The 15,800-nt window shown below is 39.3% G+C and carries 12 protein-coding genes; 4 read left to right on the forward strand and 8 right to left on the reverse strand.

The window, feature by feature from the left end:
* Positions 1 to 14: 14 nt before the first annotated feature.
* Positions 15 to 620 (reverse strand): FMN-binding negative transcriptional regulator, encoded by a 606-nt coding sequence (locus tag HPC41_RS04480; RefSeq protein ID WP_172392773.1) that lies wholly within the window; start codon positions 618 to 620, stop codon positions 15 to 17.
* A gap of 159 nt (positions 621 to 779) precedes the next feature.
* A complete protein-coding gene (locus HPC41_RS04485; RefSeq protein ID WP_172392774.1) occupies positions 780 to 1,658 on the reverse strand; it encodes a DMT family transporter in 879 nt (292 codons plus the stop codon).
* 99 nt (positions 1,659 to 1,757) lie between these two features.
* Between HPC41_RS04485 and HPC41_RS04490 the strand changes: the two genes are divergently transcribed.
* Positions 1,758 to 3,215 carry an aminotransferase-like domain-containing protein gene (locus tag HPC41_RS04490; protein ID WP_172392775.1) on the forward strand — a complete coding sequence of 486 codons (1,458 nt, stop codon included), beginning with the start codon at positions 1,758 to 1,760 and terminating at the stop codon, positions 3,213 to 3,215.
* On the opposite strand, the gene HPC41_RS04495 is transcribed toward HPC41_RS04490, so the two are convergent.
* Positions 3,212 to 5,020: a mechanosensitive ion channel family protein gene (locus tag HPC41_RS04495; RefSeq protein ID WP_172392776.1), complete on the reverse strand. Its 1,809-nt coding sequence runs from the start codon at positions 5,018 to 5,020 to the stop codon at positions 3,212 to 3,214. The two genes, HPC41_RS04490 and HPC41_RS04495, sit on opposite strands and share 4 nt — an antisense overlap.
* Positions 5,021 to 5,359: 339 nt before the next feature.
* Here HPC41_RS04495 and HPC41_RS04500 point away from each other — a divergent pair, with 339 nt between their 5' ends.
* Positions 5,360 to 7,825, forward strand: a complete 2,466-nt coding sequence (locus HPC41_RS04500) for a glutaminase family protein (RefSeq protein ID WP_172392777.1) — start codon at positions 5,360 to 5,362, stop codon at positions 7,823 to 7,825.
* A 362-nt stretch (positions 7,826 to 8,187) separates the two neighbouring features.
* Here HPC41_RS04500 and HPC41_RS04505 read toward each other — a convergent pair whose 3' ends face one another.
* The 3 genes from HPC41_RS04505 to HPC41_RS04515 all read right to left on the reverse strand — a co-directional run bounded on the left by HPC41_RS04505 (position 8,188) and on the right by HPC41_RS04515 (position 13,614).
* The gene (locus HPC41_RS04505; protein ID WP_172392778.1) at positions 8,188 to 10,635 is read right to left on the reverse strand and encodes an ABC transporter permease; all 2,448 of its coding nucleotides are present in this window, start codon (positions 10,633 to 10,635) and stop codon (positions 8,188 to 8,190) included.
* A 319-nt stretch (positions 10,636 to 10,954) separates the two neighbouring features.
* Complete coding sequence (locus HPC41_RS04510; RefSeq protein WP_172392779.1) at positions 10,955 to 12,874, reverse strand: sensor histidine kinase; 1,920 nt, start codon at positions 12,872 to 12,874, stop codon at positions 10,955 to 10,957.
* Entirely contained in the window at positions 12,871 to 13,614 is a 744-nt protein-coding gene (locus HPC41_RS04515) for a LytR/AlgR family response regulator transcription factor (protein WP_172392780.1), read from the reverse strand. The genes HPC41_RS04510 and HPC41_RS04515 overlap by 4 nt, the downstream gene beginning before the upstream one ends.
* A gap of 293 nt (positions 13,615 to 13,907) precedes the next feature.
* Here HPC41_RS04515 and HPC41_RS04520 point away from each other — a divergent pair, with 293 nt between their 5' ends.
* Together HPC41_RS04520 and HPC41_RS04525 are read left to right on the forward strand one after the other, a co-directional pair.
* Positions 13,908 to 14,243 carry a hypothetical protein gene (locus HPC41_RS04520; protein WP_172392781.1) on the forward strand — a complete coding sequence of 112 codons (336 nt, stop codon included), beginning with the start codon at positions 13,908 to 13,910 and terminating at the stop codon, positions 14,241 to 14,243.
* 503 nt (positions 14,244 to 14,746) lie between these two features.
* Positions 14,747 to 15,190, forward strand: a complete 444-nt coding sequence (locus HPC41_RS04525; RefSeq protein WP_172392782.1) for a hypothetical protein — start codon at positions 14,747 to 14,749, stop codon at positions 15,188 to 15,190.
* An 11-nt stretch (positions 15,191 to 15,201) separates the two neighbouring features.
* Here the strand turns inward: HPC41_RS04525 and HPC41_RS25505 are convergent, their stop codons facing one another.
* Together HPC41_RS25505 and HPC41_RS04530 are read right to left on the reverse strand one after the other, a co-directional pair.
* The gene (locus tag HPC41_RS25505; protein ID WP_281358779.1) at positions 15,202 to 15,333 is read right to left on the reverse strand and encodes a hypothetical protein; all 132 of its coding nucleotides are present in this window, start codon (positions 15,331 to 15,333) and stop codon (positions 15,202 to 15,204) included.
* Between the two features lie 44 nt (positions 15,334 to 15,377).
* Positions 15,378 to 15,530 (reverse strand): hypothetical protein, encoded by a 153-nt coding sequence (locus HPC41_RS04530; protein ID WP_172392783.1) that lies wholly within the window; start codon positions 15,528 to 15,530, stop codon positions 15,378 to 15,380.
* Positions 15,531 to 15,800: the final 270 nt, after the last annotated feature.

Consider the following 15,800-nt stretch of genomic DNA (forward strand, 5'->3'; position numbering starts at 1 on the left):
CTTTTACATTGAGACTATAGATTTCTAATCGATTCGGCAATACTTTTTTCGACCTGGTTGTCGCCGTTTTCCAAATAGGCCGCAATACGCTCCCTTTCTGAAGCAGTTTTGTTCTGGCTAATCTTTTTTTGCCCCTGAATAGTGGTTACCTCCAATTCGAAGGCGACGATCCCTCGCATCATCCCTTTTTTAAAACGATCGGATAGCCCTTGCCATTGGGTTAAATAATCATTGTCATAAGTTCTGATCATTTGTTCAAGTGCGTTAAGTTTTGCTTCTTCTTCGGTTATAATCTTTGCCGTTCCGTAGGCATGTACGGCGATGTAATCCCAGGTCGGAACGCTTTCTGCTTTGTCATAATGTATAGGGGATATGTACGCATGCGGTTCCGAAAAAATAACCAATGAAGTATTTGCTTCGATGTAATTGGTCTGTTCATTTGCAATGGCAAAATGAGAGGTTAAAAAAAGTTTATTTGCCTGTTCGTTTATCTCAAAGGGCAGTTGAGTGGCTATTGGACGATCGTCTTTAATGGATACGATCGTTGCAAAACTATATTGTTTCATAAATGCAACCTGTTCCTTATAGTCTTCAAACTGAAAATGTTTGGGTACATACATACAAACGATATTTTTTTGTTCACTACAAAAATAAGGCTAAAATGAAGCAACTAAATGGGCCAACTTTAATAAAGCGGGTAGTCCAGTAACTATTTTAACGTCTTTACTAGATATTGTTGCCGATTTTACTTTTAACAGGTTCGGCAAGCTCATTCTTTGTTACTTGGCGAACTTTTTAGCACCACCTACACATACGATGATACCGACAGTGACAAATAACATTCCGACACTCACTTCTTCATGAAGGAGACTGGCCGCTAAAATTAGACCAAAAAAAGGTTGAAGGAGCTGCAACTGGCCGATGGTGGCAATTCCGCCTTGCGCTAATCCTTTATACCAGAAAATAAAGCCAATAAACATACTAAAAAGAGAAACATAGGCGAGACTTGTCCAGGCTCCTATACCAACATGTGTTATTGTGGCTGGAAGAAAAAGAAAACTCAGTGGAAGGACGACCGGCATTGAAAATACAAGGGCCCAGGAAATTACCTGCCAACCGCCTAGCGTCTTTGCAAGTTTTCCCCCTTCTGCATAGCCAAGTCCACAGAGAATAACTGAAAAGAGCATTAGCATATCACCAATTGGGGAAGAGGCTATTCCCTGCACGAGCGCATAGCCAACAACCAGGAGACTGCCCATTACTGAAAATATCCAAAAAACCGGACGCGGGCGCTCGCCACCACGAATAATACCAAACACTGCTGTCGACAGCGGTAATATTCCGACAAAGACAATGGAATGTGCTGACGTAACATACCGTAACGCTAATGCGCTCAATAAAGGAAATCCAATGACTACCCCCAAAGCTACAATACCAAGTGATAAAAATTGTGTTTTTGGAGGGAATTTTTCCTTGTTGATCGACAAAACCAATAGCGCAAGCAGTCCCGCAATAGAAGCACGGGCTACTGTCACAAAGAACGGATCTAAATCTAAAACAGCTATGCGTGTAGCTGGCAGTGATCCGCTAAATATAATAACGCCAACTAAACCATTTAGCCAGCCACTTGATTTTGTCTCTCCTGTATTGATACTCATCGTCGGATTAATTAAACTCTGTTACAAATCTCGCTAATACTAAGGATTGAGTACAGTTACAGTTTTTGTTTAATTGATGGATACAGTTATCTTTACGAGATGGGAAAAGACTTTTTATACCGTGTTTTGGCTCAAAATATAGCTGATAAAATATATAATGGTGTTCTCAAGGCCAATGAACGGCTCCCTTCTGTACGTATGTTGAGCAAAGAACACGGCATCAGTATGAATACAGCTAAACGTGTTTTTGTGGCGCTGGAGGCACTGTCGTTAGTCTATTCGAAACCGCAATCTGGGTATTTTGTCAATGCTTTGAATCAGCATAAGTTGCAACTTCCACAAATGCCCCAAATGGGGCTTATGAAAGATGGTGCGGAGCCTGATGAGTTGATAAGTAGTGTTTATGCCAATATGGGACGTCATGATCTAACTTTGTTTTCCATAGGTGTTCCCTCGGGGAAATTGCTGCCTTTGGCAAAATTAAAAAAAGAGATTTTGATGGCGACCCGGGAATTGAACGGTGGTGGTGCCGAGTACGAATCTTTGCAAGGTAACTTGAAACTGCGTAGGATGATAGCGGTACGTTCGATGGCTTGGGGTGGTACATTGACAGCAGAAGATGTTATTACGACAAATGGCTGTATGCATGCGCTATCACTCTGCTTGATGGCATTAACCAAACCTGGGGATACCATTGCATTAGAAAGTCCATGTTATCCAGGGATTTTACAGTTGGTACTGAGTTTGGGATTAAAAGTCATCGAATTGACCTGCGATCCAATTTTGGGGATTGATACCCATTCGCTTGAGCGCTTATTGCCTCAAATTGATGCTTGCCTGCTTGTTCCCAATTTCAATACGCCCTTAGGCTATTGTATGCCTGATAAGAATAAAATGGAAGTAGTCCGCTTACTCGCCAAGTATAAGGTTCCGCTAATAGAGGATGATACCTATGGCGACATCTATTTTGGCCGTGAACGCCCTAAATGTTGTAAAACGTTTGACGAAGAAGGGAATGTCCTATGGTGTGGTTCGGTATCAAAAACATTAGCACCCGGCTACCGGGTGGGGTGGGTCGCTGCGGGTAAATATAAAGATCAGATTCTCCGGCTGAAATTAATCCATGCCTTATCATCTACTGCATTAATTCACGAAGCGGTAGGTAACTTTTTGAAAACAGGAAGATATGATCACCATCTTCATCAGCTTCGAAAAACATTAATGGAAAACTATCAACGTTATGCCAATGTGATCGCAGAGTTTTTTCCAGAGGGAACCCGAATAAGTCGGCCTCAAGGAGGATTAGCTTTATGGGTAGAGCTTCCTAAAAGTATTGATACAATCAAGCTTTACAACTACGGATTAAAAATGAATATGAGTATTGCTCCGGGGAGGATGTTCACCCTGCAAAATCAATTTCAAAATTGCATGCGTCTCTGTCTTGGACTGCCCTGGACGGATGAGCTGAGATTTGCCTTGGTCCAACTAGGAAATCTGGCAAAGATGATGCTACAAGTTGAACAATCTGATATGACAACACAGATTAACGAGTTTTAGCCTTTTGTACTTGTACTATCATTTTGGTATTGTGGTACATGGTCCACTTTTGCGAATAGGTGCGGTCCATTCATTTCGATACCAGCCGCTAGAAAGTCATTTAGAATGAGCTGATAGATTTCGGACTTGGCTAGCTCAATTTCGGCTGATCTAGAAATATAAACATTCAGTTCATAAAGAACGTAGAAATCATCGAGTTTCTTTTGCAATACAAATGGCGCGGGAAGTTGGTTTACACGTGCGATACGAGGAGGAATTTTAAGTAGTAATTCGTGTATACGTTGCCACGATTCTTCATATCCTACGGTAAGTTCAACCTGAAAGCATATTCCTTCTTCTGAAAAGGTCGAATAATTGACCGTGTTGCCCGATAGGATGGAGGAATTTGGAATCGTGATTTCCTCATTTTTAATCGTGCGTAACCGGGTTACCAACGGTGACTTTTCAATAACAATGCCAGTCTTATCTGCAATTGTAATGCGGTCCCCAATGCGGAAAGGACGCATGTAGGTAATGACGAGACCGGCGATGATATTTGAAATGGCTGAGGATGACCCGAGGGAGAATAACACACCGATAAAAACAGATATTCCTTTGAAGATGTCTGAATTCGCTCCAGGAAGATAGGGAAATACAAGTACTAATGTAAAGGCTTGAAGTAGAAATCGGACAATGGTAAATGTAGGCATGGCAAACTCACGATGAAATCCATTGATCTCCAATTTACCCTTATCAATTTCGTTAAAGATATATTTGACAAAGCGTATCGCATAACGCATGACAAATAGAATGACGAAAACGGTGATCAGGTTTGGAATATAATCCCAAATGGCCAAGACAGCTTTTTTCAAGGGTTTGGTAAAAAGTCCGATTAGATTGGAGGCCCAGCTCTGTGTAAAAGGGAAGACACTGAAAACGATCGGAAGCATGATAAAAGCAATCAGTGTGATCAGTCCCCAACGTGCGATATTGATTGTGTTAATGAAAATACGAGTTTTCTGAACAGAGGTAACGAGTACGTAGTTTTTGATCTTCACATCCTTGATCCGCTCTGTACGTTCGGTCAAAAGGCGATTGGTACCATACTTTTTTAGTCTGTTGATTAAAAATACCAAAATCGAAAAGATGATCAGTATAAGGAGGACAAGTCCTGTCCGGATCAGAATTTTGGTGATACTATTGTCTGCGCGTTCCTGATTGATGGCCTCTTGGATACGCTTGAGGTATTGTGTAGCAATCTCTTCTTTACTTTTCCCCTCAAGTAGGGCGTCAAGCTCTGTTATGGAGGTAATGATCAGGTCTTTGTAAACAATGTCTGCGCTGATTTCATTGTTTTCAATTTTAAAGGAATCTACTTTTACAAAGTCATCTTCATAGAGGTTCTCAATTCTGTTGACCACATTATAGGCGCGATCTTTGGCCAGGGATGACCCTAATTTGTTATAAATATAAAAAAGAGTGTCATTAAATGGCGCGACTGCATATCGTTTGGTATTTTTTTTGATCGAGTCAACTTTGATTTTTAACTGTTGCTTGCGCAAGTTATTTTCTTCGTCAAACTCATTGAGTTGCTGTTTTAGATTTTCTTTCTTGGGGCTATTTTGACTTTTGAGATTAGCGATTTCCTGCTGTAGTTTCTGGCGTTCAAGCGAATCGTTGATCTGTTGTTGTCGGATATCATTTAACAATGTGCTTAGCCCAAGTTCTTTTTTATTGATTGAATCACTTTCTTGTGCGTAGATCCCATTGATCATTGAACAAAAGCAAAGTATAATCGTTAAGAAAAAAATGTAAAATCCTTTCATATTCTCCAAGGTAAAATTGATTCAAAATCTATAAGCTTAACCCGCCTGATCGAATAGCCAAAGATAATAATGTTTTTATGGAACCTAGCTGTCAGCTGCTGTAATATTCCTCAATTCTTTTCTTTGTTGATATCTTATGGTGAGCACCTGCTGTAATTATGATATAAATTGCATATAAAATGATACGAAGAGGCGGTTGAATGTCAGTTATTCCAACGTAATTTGCTATGAAGCATTTTTGGGCATTATGGTTATCTAACTATTTTCGGCACTGAAATAGAGCTGTGGCTAATTTTATCAAAATATATGATTAAACCCTTTAAAAAACCTATTTATAAGATGAACAAACTCGGAAAAGTGAGTTTTTGTTGCTTGCTAGCTTGTATATCGAGCTTTTTTACAGTACAGGCCCAACAACGAAAGGCTCCAGCTTACCCATTGATTACACACAATCCAAACTTTAGTATCTGGTCAATGACGGACCAGCTGAATGCATCGACTACCAAACACTGGACGGAAGCTGACCATTCACTTCTCGGACTGATCAATGTTGATGGTAATATCTACCGTTTTCTCGGCAAGGAGGAACCCAGTTATAAAACTATTCTTCCTACAGCGGAGGAGCAGCCCTTTACCGTACAATATACGGAATCTAAACCTGAAGGAGGCTGGGAGTCTTCTTCTTATAAGGGCAGTAACTGGAAATCTGGTGCTGCTCCCATAGGAGATGACCAAAGACATGCCAAGACTTTGTGGAAATCCGATGATATCTGGGTACGCCGAGCTTTCAATGTGACCGATCCGCAACGCATCAACGAACTGTTCTTAAAATTGAACCATGATGATAATGTGGTGGTATTTTTAAATGGAAAAAAGGTTTATGAAAAAGCAGGTTGGACAAACAGCTTCACGTATCTGCCAATAAATAAATCTGACCTAAAAGCGGGACAAAATCAAATCGCTATCCATCTGCGCAATACTGCTGGCGGCCGTTATCTTGACTTTGGCTTGGTAGATAAACTTAAAGAAAGCGGGCCTAAAGTGCAAACTGCCCTACAGAAAGACGTAGAAGTAACAGCCACTCGGACCATATACAGCTTCCAGGCTGGTAACGTCGATCTAAAACTGACGTTTACATCACCGCTATTGATGGATGATCTCAATCTATTGGCTAGACCAGTATCTTATATAACCTATCAGGTTAAGGCAAATGATGGAAAACAACATGCCGTGAAGGTTTTTCTAAGTGCTGCATCCAATATTGCGGTTTATAAGCCTTCACAGGAGGTCACTGCTGAAAAATATGAAACCGATAAATTAGCTATTTTGAAAGCGGGGACTGTCGAACAACCTATTTTACAAAAAGGTGCGGATGATATGCGGATTGACTGGGGGTATTTTTATGTCGCTTCCCCAAAAGCGGATCAAGCCCAACAATTTGTAAGTCCAATTGCAACCGCAGTAGACGACTTTAGAAAGGGGAATACGAAGTCAACAAGTACAAGGGGAACAGCATTATCATTGAATACAATCATTTCTTTTGGGACAGTGGGAAACAAAGAAGTTGAACGCTTTGTTGAACTTGGGTATGATGAAATTTATGCTATCCAATATTTCGAAAAAGATCTGCGGCCCTGGTGGAATAATTCCGGTAAAGAAACCATCGAAAATCAGCTCACGTTAGCGGCCAATGAATATCGCTCCGTGATGGACAGGTGTATGGCTTTCGACAAGGAAGTCTATGCTGATGCATTGAAATCAGGAGGAAAGGAATATGCCCATTTAACAACATTGGCTTATCGGCAAAGTATTGCTGCCCATACACTGGTAAAAAGTCCGCAGGGTGAATTGTTGTGGTTGTCTAAGGAAAACAACAGCGGCGGTTTTATTAATACGGTCGATGTCACTTATCCATCTGCACCATTATATCTGATCTATAATCCGGAATTGCTGAAGGGCATGTTGACCGGTATCTTTTACTTTAGTGAAAGCGGCAAATATCCTCACCCGTGGGCGGCACATGATTTGGGGACATATCCATTGGCCAACGGGCAGACGTATGGCGAACCGATGCCTGTTGAAGAGTCTGGAAATATGATTATTTTAACGGCGGCGATTTCGAAAGTACAGGGCGATGCGAGCTATGCAAAGAAGCACTGGAAGACGCTTACCACTTGGGTGGACTATCTTGTGAAGGATGGTTTTGACCCTAAAACACAATTGTGTACGGATGATTTTGCCGGTCACCTTGCTCGCAACGCAAATTTATCGGTGAAGGCGATTGTGGGGATTGCCTGTTATGCACAGATGGCCGAAGCGATCGGTGAAACTGAGACCGCAAAGAAATATCGTGCCATCGCCGAGGAGATGGTGCCAAAATGGATGGAAATGGCCGATGCCGGAGATCATTATGCACTGACATTTGACAATAAAAATACCTGGAGCCAAAAATATAATCTGATCTGGGACAAAGTGCTTGGACTAAATTTGTTTCCGCAAAAAGTCTATAATACGGAGATCAAGTATTACCTCACCAAACAAAGTAGATTTGGAATTCCATTGGATAGCCGAAAAGCGTATACCAAAAACGACTGGATTTTGTGGACTGCAACATTTGCACCGACTCAAGAAGAATTTGAAGCTTTGGTACACCCGGTTTACAATCATGCGATCCAAACACAATCGCGTGTCCCACTAAATGATTTTTACGATGCCAATACCGGAATACGGGAGAATTTTAAAGCACGTAGTGTCGTTGGCGGTTTTTATATGAAGCTTTTATCGGATAAACTTCAGCAAGAATAGGTATAAGAATACCTTATAAAAAGTACTTTCATTATAAAAAGTAATTTGATTTTAATATGAAAAATTAAGGGAACCAACGGTTCCCTTTTTTGTGATAGACTATGGCTTTCTAATAAAAAAAACAGAAATTGGGCTATTTTTTTTAAAATCAAGGATCAGTTCAATCCGTTACCATATACGTTGGAGCTTGTTACACAGTATCCTGTAAGTTTTTTACAATCAATTCCAATGCGATCTCTGTTTTTTGCCTTATGTTTTTCTGTAGGTATTTTCCAGCTACCGTAATCGCTTCTTGCCTGAGTAGTTGATCGAGCTGCCTTGAGGAAAGGTTGAGAAGAGAGGTTTTGTGTCTGAATGCAAATTTATTCGTCTTTTAAACTATTAACTGGATTTATTCGCGCTATTTTTAGCGCATGGTAGAAGATGGTTCCAAATGCAATCAACATGCTGGCGATTCCTGCAAGTAAAAATATCCAGGCCTGAATACTGATTCTGTAATTGAAGTCCTGTAACCAAGTGTTCATTGCCCACCAGCCAATGGGGCAGGCGATTAGAAAGGCGATGAAAATAAGTTTTATAAAGTCAGTTGATAGCAATTTTATTATTCCAGGCAAACTCGCGCCGAGAACCTTTCGGATGCCGATCTCTTTTGTCCGTTGTTGGGTAACAAATGCAGCAAGTCCAAACAAACCTAAGCAGGCAATTAATATAGCCAAACCCGCAAAGGTTGAGACAATAACCTGCGTCCGTTGTACATCTGCATACAACATAGCAAAGCCTTCATCCAAAAAGGTGTATTGGATCTTCTGATGTGGAGAGAATTTGTTCCAAACGCCTGTAATTTGATCAATGCTTTGTTCAATTTTGTCCGATTTTAATCTGATGGACATCATATTAGGACTACCACCAACAACTAATGCCAGTGGTTTAGCATCCTCATTGTGCATATTTCCGAAGATAAAATCTTCGACTACAGCAATTATAGTAAGCGGTGCATAATTTCGGATTTTTGAGCCGATTGGATTTTTGAGGTTTAACTCTTTTACCATTTTCTGATTGACAATTACGGCTGCTGAATCTGTTGGCATGTTCATATTGAAATTACGCCCTTCGAGGATTTTTATACCGAAGGTGGAGATATAATCATCATCAACGATCCAGTTTTGACCACTTACACCTACCTCTTCGTTTTGTCTACCATCGATCCAAAATGAGTTTCCATTACGTTTTACACCGTCCATCGTAACGGGTAAATAATCACCAATAGAGACAGAAGCTACGGACGATAATTCCTTTAATTCATTTTTTAATGACTTTTGCTTTCCATCCAAAGTGCCTGTCCCTCGTAATACGAGAACCTGTTCTTTATCGAAACCCAGATCTCTATTTAAAATATGTTTTATCTGCTGGTTGATGACCAAGGTGCCAATAATTAGGATAATAGATGTTGCGAACTGGAAGATAACAAGTCCATTTCGAAACCAATTGCGGGTTGATTTTAGATTTACATGTCCTTTTAATACTGTAATCGGTTTAAATTTAGAAAGATACATTGCAGGATAAATTCCCGATACAATGGCTATGAATAAACCGAAGACGACAAGGGATGGGATGAAATACCAAGTTGCCCATGGGAAAACCAAAGATTTACCTGCGATGTTATTGAAAAAAGGGAGTAGAAGCACCGCGAAAAATAAAGCAAATACGATCGAGATTCCACTGTATAAAAAAGATTCTGTCATGAACTGGATGACGAGCGCCCCTCGATCAGAACCAATGGTTTTTCGAATACCCACTTCTTTTGCACGTGCAGCGGCATTGGCCGTGGACAGGTTAATAAAGTTGATCATGGCGATAATCAATATAAATGCTGCTATTCCCCCAAAGATATAGACCAGTCGAATATCGCCTCTATTTTGACTTTCGATCTTATGGGTTTGTATATCGTTGGAATATAAGTGAATCTTTTCCACGGGTTGCAAGGTCATTTTTGCGGAATTCCACATCTCTTCATTAACCGCCATGCCTGCTTGTATAATAGCAGGTTTGTAATGATCTTGAATATAAGATTTTGTGATTTTCTTTTCCAGTTGCTGAATATCGGTACCTTCTCTGACTCTAAAATAGGTTGTATAGTTGGAGGCAAGCCAATTTAATTTTTCTCCTTCATAAGGCTCATGACCACTTAAAGTCATAAAGAAATCAAATCCATATAGATTGGAGTTTGTGGGAATGTCATCGATGACTGCTGTAATGGAATACTCATTTGATCTATCATTATTTAAATAGATGCGTTTTCCGATCGGATTTCCGTTAAAGAGTTTCGCTGCTTTCCGCTTAGTGATTACAATAGTCTTTGGATTGTCGAGTGCATGGCTTAATGAACCGAAGATTGTCTTGGTTGGAAAGAAATCCATGATCGCCTGATCCGCAAAACAGAAGCCTTCTTCGGAAAATAGTTCGGCATTGCCTGTTGTGGCGATTTGATTGGTTCCAGCACCAAAAAGAGGGTTTGTTAATAATCTTCCAGAGGCAATAATTTCTGGAAATTCTCCCTTCAAAGTTGCTCCGGCCGGAGCTGGAAGCGATAATCCTTTTAGAACAGTATTGTCTTTATTGATTATGCCTACGACCCTGAAAAGTAGATTGGAATCTTTGTAAAATTTATCATAGCTCAACTCGTGCTTTACGTACAAAACAATAAGCATACAGATCGCCATGCTAAAGGCAAATCCGCCTATTTTTATTAATGAGAAGAAGCGTTGATTTTTTAAACTTCTCCAAGCAGTTTTTATGTAGATTTTTAACATAGCGCTATCAATTATCAATAGATGACCATTTTATATCAAAATGAAATTGCAATTGATTTGCCATTGTTTTAATAATTTGATTTTTAGTTGTTTATGTTTTTTTATTGTGTAGCGGGACTGTTCATATTCGAACATGTTTTTGTTCAGTTGCGGACAATTAGACGCTGCAATCGGTGCTGGCGAAATCTATCATTGTTAACCACCAAGCAATGATATTTACCCTTATTTGGGACAAATATGCCTTTTTTGTAGATTGTTTCGCACTCGAAAAAAGGCCGATCGCTATACGATATTTTTTTTGATTGCCTTACAGAGATAATCAGGATGCTACAGGTATTTGCAATTTGACAAGTGTCCCTCCTTCAGGATTTTTCGTGATTTTTATGCTTGCTTTCCTGCCCAGGAGTTGCATCCTTTCATGACTGATTGTTCCCGAGAGCGAGCGATGTGGAGTTTCTTGGATATCTGGCTCAGACTTGCCGCTATCAAGGATATCTACAGATAAAATATCTCCTTCCAATTGAAAATGAATGTCGATATTGCCTTTACAGGTTTCGAGGTCAATACCATGTAAGATCGCATTCTCGACATAGGGTTGTATCAACATCGGCGGTAACATGATGGCACTGAGATCCTGTTCGTCCGGCTGCGTAATGCGGTAGGTAAATGCATATTCAAAACGCATTTGCTGTAGGATCAGGTAATTTTCCAGTGTTTCGATCTCCTCACTCAGAGGTACCAGATTCTCTCGGCTTAGTTCCAGGTTGCTCCGTAATAAACGACTAAAGCGATTGAGGTACTTGATGGCGCTTTCTTTTTTGTCTAATCGCACAAAACTCTGTACTGCGGACAAGGTGTTAAAGATGAAATGCGGCTCCATCTGCGTCCGTAATAATTGTTGCTGCAATAGGACTTTTTCTTTCTCTTGGCTTAGACGTCGTTGTCGAAAACTATAATAGAGGAATAACAATACAATGATCAATAGCATAAGACCTAAAGAGGAAATGGCTAACCACAACCGATTTTGCTGTAACTGCAGTTTATTGATCTTAATGCTTTCGTTCAATGTACGAATGGACTGATCTTTGGCTTGCAATTGATATAAAGCGTTCATTTCGGCAATTGCCTGTGTATTTTCCGAGTGATAGACACCTTTCTGTAACTCAACAATATCGTGTAAAACGTTGATTGCTTCTACATTTTTGCCTTGTAAACGGTACAGTTCAGCTAAACTTTGTTGAAATAGTATTTCATTGTGCGGAAAGATAAGTTTCGGGAATTGGGCTCTCAGCTTTTTGGCTTTTACTATATATTGTGTAGCTTGGATTGGCTTCTTAAATAACACATAAATTGATGCAACATTACAGTAGTTTACAAAGAGATTATTCATCAATACGGAGGACTCCCTGATATTACTTAGACGCTCATCAATTTCAATTTTCATGAGCTGGTAATGTAATAATGAATCTTGCTGGTTTGTTGTTTCGAAGTACTGTATTTTCGAGTCGTACAAAAAGCTGATGTTATACTTATCTGGAAATAGTCGGTGGAGTTGCTCTAATTTATGGAGGTATGTCGCTATTTCTTTGGCAGACCTTTGTAAGGCATTTAGTGTATAGATCATCTGTACGAATACACGTTGACGATTGATATGATCCTTTGGGAGCGAATCTGAAAGACTGAGGGCTGCCCGATTCATTTTTTCAGCAAGATTGTATTGAAATGAGCTCAGATTATTTTGTGCAGCAGAGAGCAACATGGCTGATTTCGCTTCGGCTGAGAGTCCTGCCGTCGTGTCTGATAGAACGATAGCAGCGGCTTTGTTGTAATAGTAACCTGCTTCACGCTCTTTTGCTTCAGTACTACGGATATTACCGATGCCGTTATAAATAAGTGCTTTGTATTTTAGATTACCTACTGTAGGTTCGATCAATTCGAGTGCTTGCTCCACAAAAAAATGGGTAGAATCTTGTTGAAGCATGGCATATAACCGAGCAGTATTGTATTTAACTCTTGCAAAGAATATGGTATCATTTTTTATACCTGGATTTTCGCCAAGATTTTGCCAGGCTCTCTTTAGTGAGTCACCGTTGGTAGCGGTCAACCTTTTGTCTTCGAGTTGTTTTATCTGTGCTGAAAGAACATCGCGATCTTGGGAAGAAAATTTGGGTCTTTTGCCACAAGATACAACGTGTAAAGTAAGCAACAAAAAGAAGATATTTTTTAGTAGATTTTTCATTTCTCGGGGAAAAGCTGGTTTAAAATTATGTTTTTCCTTCGTGATGAAATAGGGATTTCCTCTTTGTTTTTCAAAACGATATATTCCGAGCGATTAACTCCAGATATATATTTGCGGTTTACCAAGTAGGATTGATGGGTACGTAGGAAATATGGGGCGGGTAATAATTCTTCATAGTACTTTAATGGCTTGGATATGAGTTCTTTGGATCCGTCGCTCAGAAAGAAAAAAGTATATGGTCCATCACCTTTACAGTATATGATGTCAGTGACAGCAACTATACGTATATTATGGATGGATGTCAAAGCAATGCTTTCTGGTAAATCACCAAGGTGCAGTGCATGTTGGGCCGTATTTAACTGTTGCATCCACTGTGGATTATTATCGCTCCGACGACGATAGCGTTCCAACGCTTCTTTTAATTCGGTCTGATCTATAGGTTTTAGCAAGTAGTCCAAAGCACCGTATTTAATTGCTTTGATGGCAAAATGATTATAGGCTGTGATGAATATTACGTTTTGCGGGATAACATTGAGTTTTTTTAGAAGATCAAAGGCTGTACCGTCCTTAAGTTGGATATCCAGCATGACCACATCTGGTTGCTTTTCTTCAATTAGCTTTATAGCAGTTCGAACACTTTCGCTCCAACCAATTAGTTCGGTATCAGTTTCTTGTTGTATAAGGTAACTTATTTCCTTACGGACAGCGGGTTCATCTTCTATTATTGCTACTGTTATCATATTTCAGTTTTTTCTGTTCGGTAAAAATAATAATTGTGAGTAAAGAAAAGTTGTTGATTTGCAATTTGTGCTCGTTTTTTATGGTGGGCTCTATAGATCACTGTTTTGGAGATTTCTTTGTCTCAGTAAAGCGATTTCCAATCAAGACTCCGTGACCAAAAGTACACTCTCTGAAGAATTTGAGGTACGATTAATTCAAGCGCTTGAGCAAGATGATATAATAAGCTTTAAGACCTTTGGTAAGGTGTTGGGTAGTTTAAATTCAGCTTTTAGTTTGAAAAAATCTGGAGAATATGAGCTGTTCACTCAGAAGTATTTTTGAGCACTGGAATTATGTGCTGAAAAACAGGCATGTGATCCATAAGCAAGAAAGAACCTTCGATTACTTCTATGCGGTCTATTCGCTTGATCAGCATAGTTACTTACTAATCAAAAGAATGGATGAATTATCTTTTTCCTGTTATAAGGCTTACATTTATAAAGATAATTTGGGTTTGATTGATTCTAATAATCATGCCGGGGAGTTGATTAAAAGTTCTTCATCTGTGCTTAGCTGGAAAAAAGTTGATGAAAGTTTGTTGGGGAAAAACCTGTTTCCGAAAGAGAGCAATCGAATAGGAATTCCTTAAACTCCTATCCGCCGATACCCATAAAATTCGACGCAAAAAATAAGGAAACCTCTTCCTCTTTTATCGTCAATCGGATGGGAAGAAAATAACGAGAAAAGCGAGATACTTGCATGGAAGTCCTGTGATCAAAAGCTATGATGTAAGAATGTTTGAAGAATAGCGGCGTGTTGAAGCTTAAGATGAAGAAGGGGACAGCTGGTTTGCGATGGCTTTTGACAGGCAAACGAGAGAAAGCGGTTTTTGATGAAAAAGAAAAATAAGAAAACTCTGATGCTTTAATTATTGTTATGAACTAGAATAGGGGTGAAAGATGACCTCAGGATAAATTTTATATTGGAACGGCAATCTGCGTAAATAATCTGATAAGACAATTTATTGTTGAATTCATCTAGATGATACGCTGATTTTATTTAATCGAATCTGGAATGGTAATACGTTTTTTTGTTTGTGTTTCTCTTATATTAAGTACAATTTGTTGTTTCGGACAAATAAATGTGGATAAAATGCGGGCTGATTATGCCGTCGCGGTTAAAGACAAAAAACTTTGTGAAGCCAATCTAAGGACCTTGGAAGCAGCGGCGAATACGGCGACTGAAAAAGGGTATCTTGCCGCTTATACGATCCTTTGGGCAAAGCACATGGGAAATCCCTTTTCGAAGTTGGGCCAATTTAAAAAAGGGAAAAAACTATTGGAATCGGTTATCATAAAATATCCTGATAATATTGATTTACGTTTTATTCGCTGGAGTGTACAAACACATGCACCATCTTTTTTGAATTATAGTAAAGACCGATTACGGGATAAAGAGTTTTTGGTACATAATCTATACAAGCTGCCTAATCCAGAAGCTAGAAAAATAATCTATATCTACCTGAAAGATGCAAATAGCTATCTCAAGGGGGAGCATATATTCTCCCAAGCAGAACTTACCGAACTTTCCAAATAGGCTGATATAAGTTAATGCAGGTATTTGGTGCGAATGGCTATGATGCCAAAGGTTATCATGATGATGCTTATGATGGAAAAAACAGCATATACAACCGTAAAACCATCACTTATGCCGATATCTTCCTCATAATATACGTCCATATGAGTAGGTGCTTTTTTTGGATTAATACTACTTAAATCCTTCACTAGGCGAACTTGTTTTTTACACTGTCTATCCCAATGACATCGGCTTTAATTTTGCTGCCAAAGAGCATCAATCTGCTGTCTTTGGATAGCCTGTATGCGAGAAATAAACCTAGCAAGAGCAAAATAACACCGAAAGTTCTTATGATGATCATGTTTAAGAATTAAAGGATAACATTATACTTAGTAATTAGACAAATATAGCTTTTGTAGCTTCTTTCTACCAGCTGATATGGAATTTTAATCAGATACGAATTTTATTGTCTTATGCTAAGAGCATATAACGATGTTAAGATTATTTTTGTACCAATAGCGTGGGAGATTGGTATTTGCTGTCGGAAAACGGTGATTGGAAACAATTTATTACACTTAAATTAGAAAAGCATTAAAGTAAAGATTCCATGCAGAGCATTTTCCCAGAATCT

Origin of the sequence: Sphingobacterium prati, from assembly GCF_013167215.1 — a bacterium.
Classification (GTDB): Bacteria; Bacteroidota; Bacteroidia; order Sphingobacteriales; family Sphingobacteriaceae; genus Sphingobacterium; species Sphingobacterium prati.

Bases quoted from the DNA above. Each gene is read 5' to 3' on its own strand.
- HPC41_RS04520 (WP_172392781.1), top strand. From the start codon at position 13,908: ATGAGCTGTTCACTCAGAAGTATTTTTGAGCACTGGAATTATGTGCTG.
- HPC41_RS04510 (WP_172392779.1), bottom strand. From the start codon at position 12,874: ATGAAAAATCTACTAAAAAATATCTTCTTTTTGTTGCTTACTTTACAC.
- HPC41_RS04525 (WP_172392782.1), top strand. From the start codon at position 14,747: ATGCGGGCTGATTATGCCGTCGCGGTTAAAGACAAAAAACTTTGTGAA.
- HPC41_RS04500 (WP_172392777.1), top strand. From the start codon at position 5,360: ATGAACAAACTCGGAAAAGTGAGTTTTTGTTGCTTGCTAGCTTGTATA.
- HPC41_RS04530 (WP_172392783.1), bottom strand. From the start codon at position 15,530: ATGATCATCATAAGAACTTTCGGTGTTATTTTGCTCTTGCTAGGTTTA.
- HPC41_RS04495 (WP_172392776.1), bottom strand. From the start codon at position 5,020: ATGAAAGGATTTTACATTTTTTTCTTAACGATTATACTTTGCTTTTGT.
- HPC41_RS04480 (WP_172392773.1), bottom strand. From the start codon at position 620: ATGTATGTACCCAAACATTTTCAGTTTGAAGACTATAAGGAACAGGTT.
- HPC41_RS04485 (WP_172392774.1), bottom strand. From the start codon at position 1,658: ATGAGTATCAATACAGGAGAGACAAAATCAAGTGGCTGGCTAAATGGT.
- HPC41_RS25505 (WP_281358779.1), bottom strand. From the start codon at position 15,333: ATGGACGTATATTATGAGGAAGATATCGGCATAAGTGATGGTTTTACG.
- HPC41_RS04490 (WP_172392775.1), top strand. From the start codon at position 1,758: ATGGGAAAAGACTTTTTATACCGTGTTTTGGCTCAAAATATAGCTGAT.
- HPC41_RS04515 (WP_172392780.1), bottom strand. From the start codon at position 13,614: ATGATAACAGTAGCAATAATAGAAGATGAACCCGCTGTCCGTAAGGAA.
- HPC41_RS04505 (WP_172392778.1), bottom strand. From the start codon at position 10,635: ATGTTAAAAATCTACATAAAAACTGCTTGGAGAAGTTTAAAAAATCAA.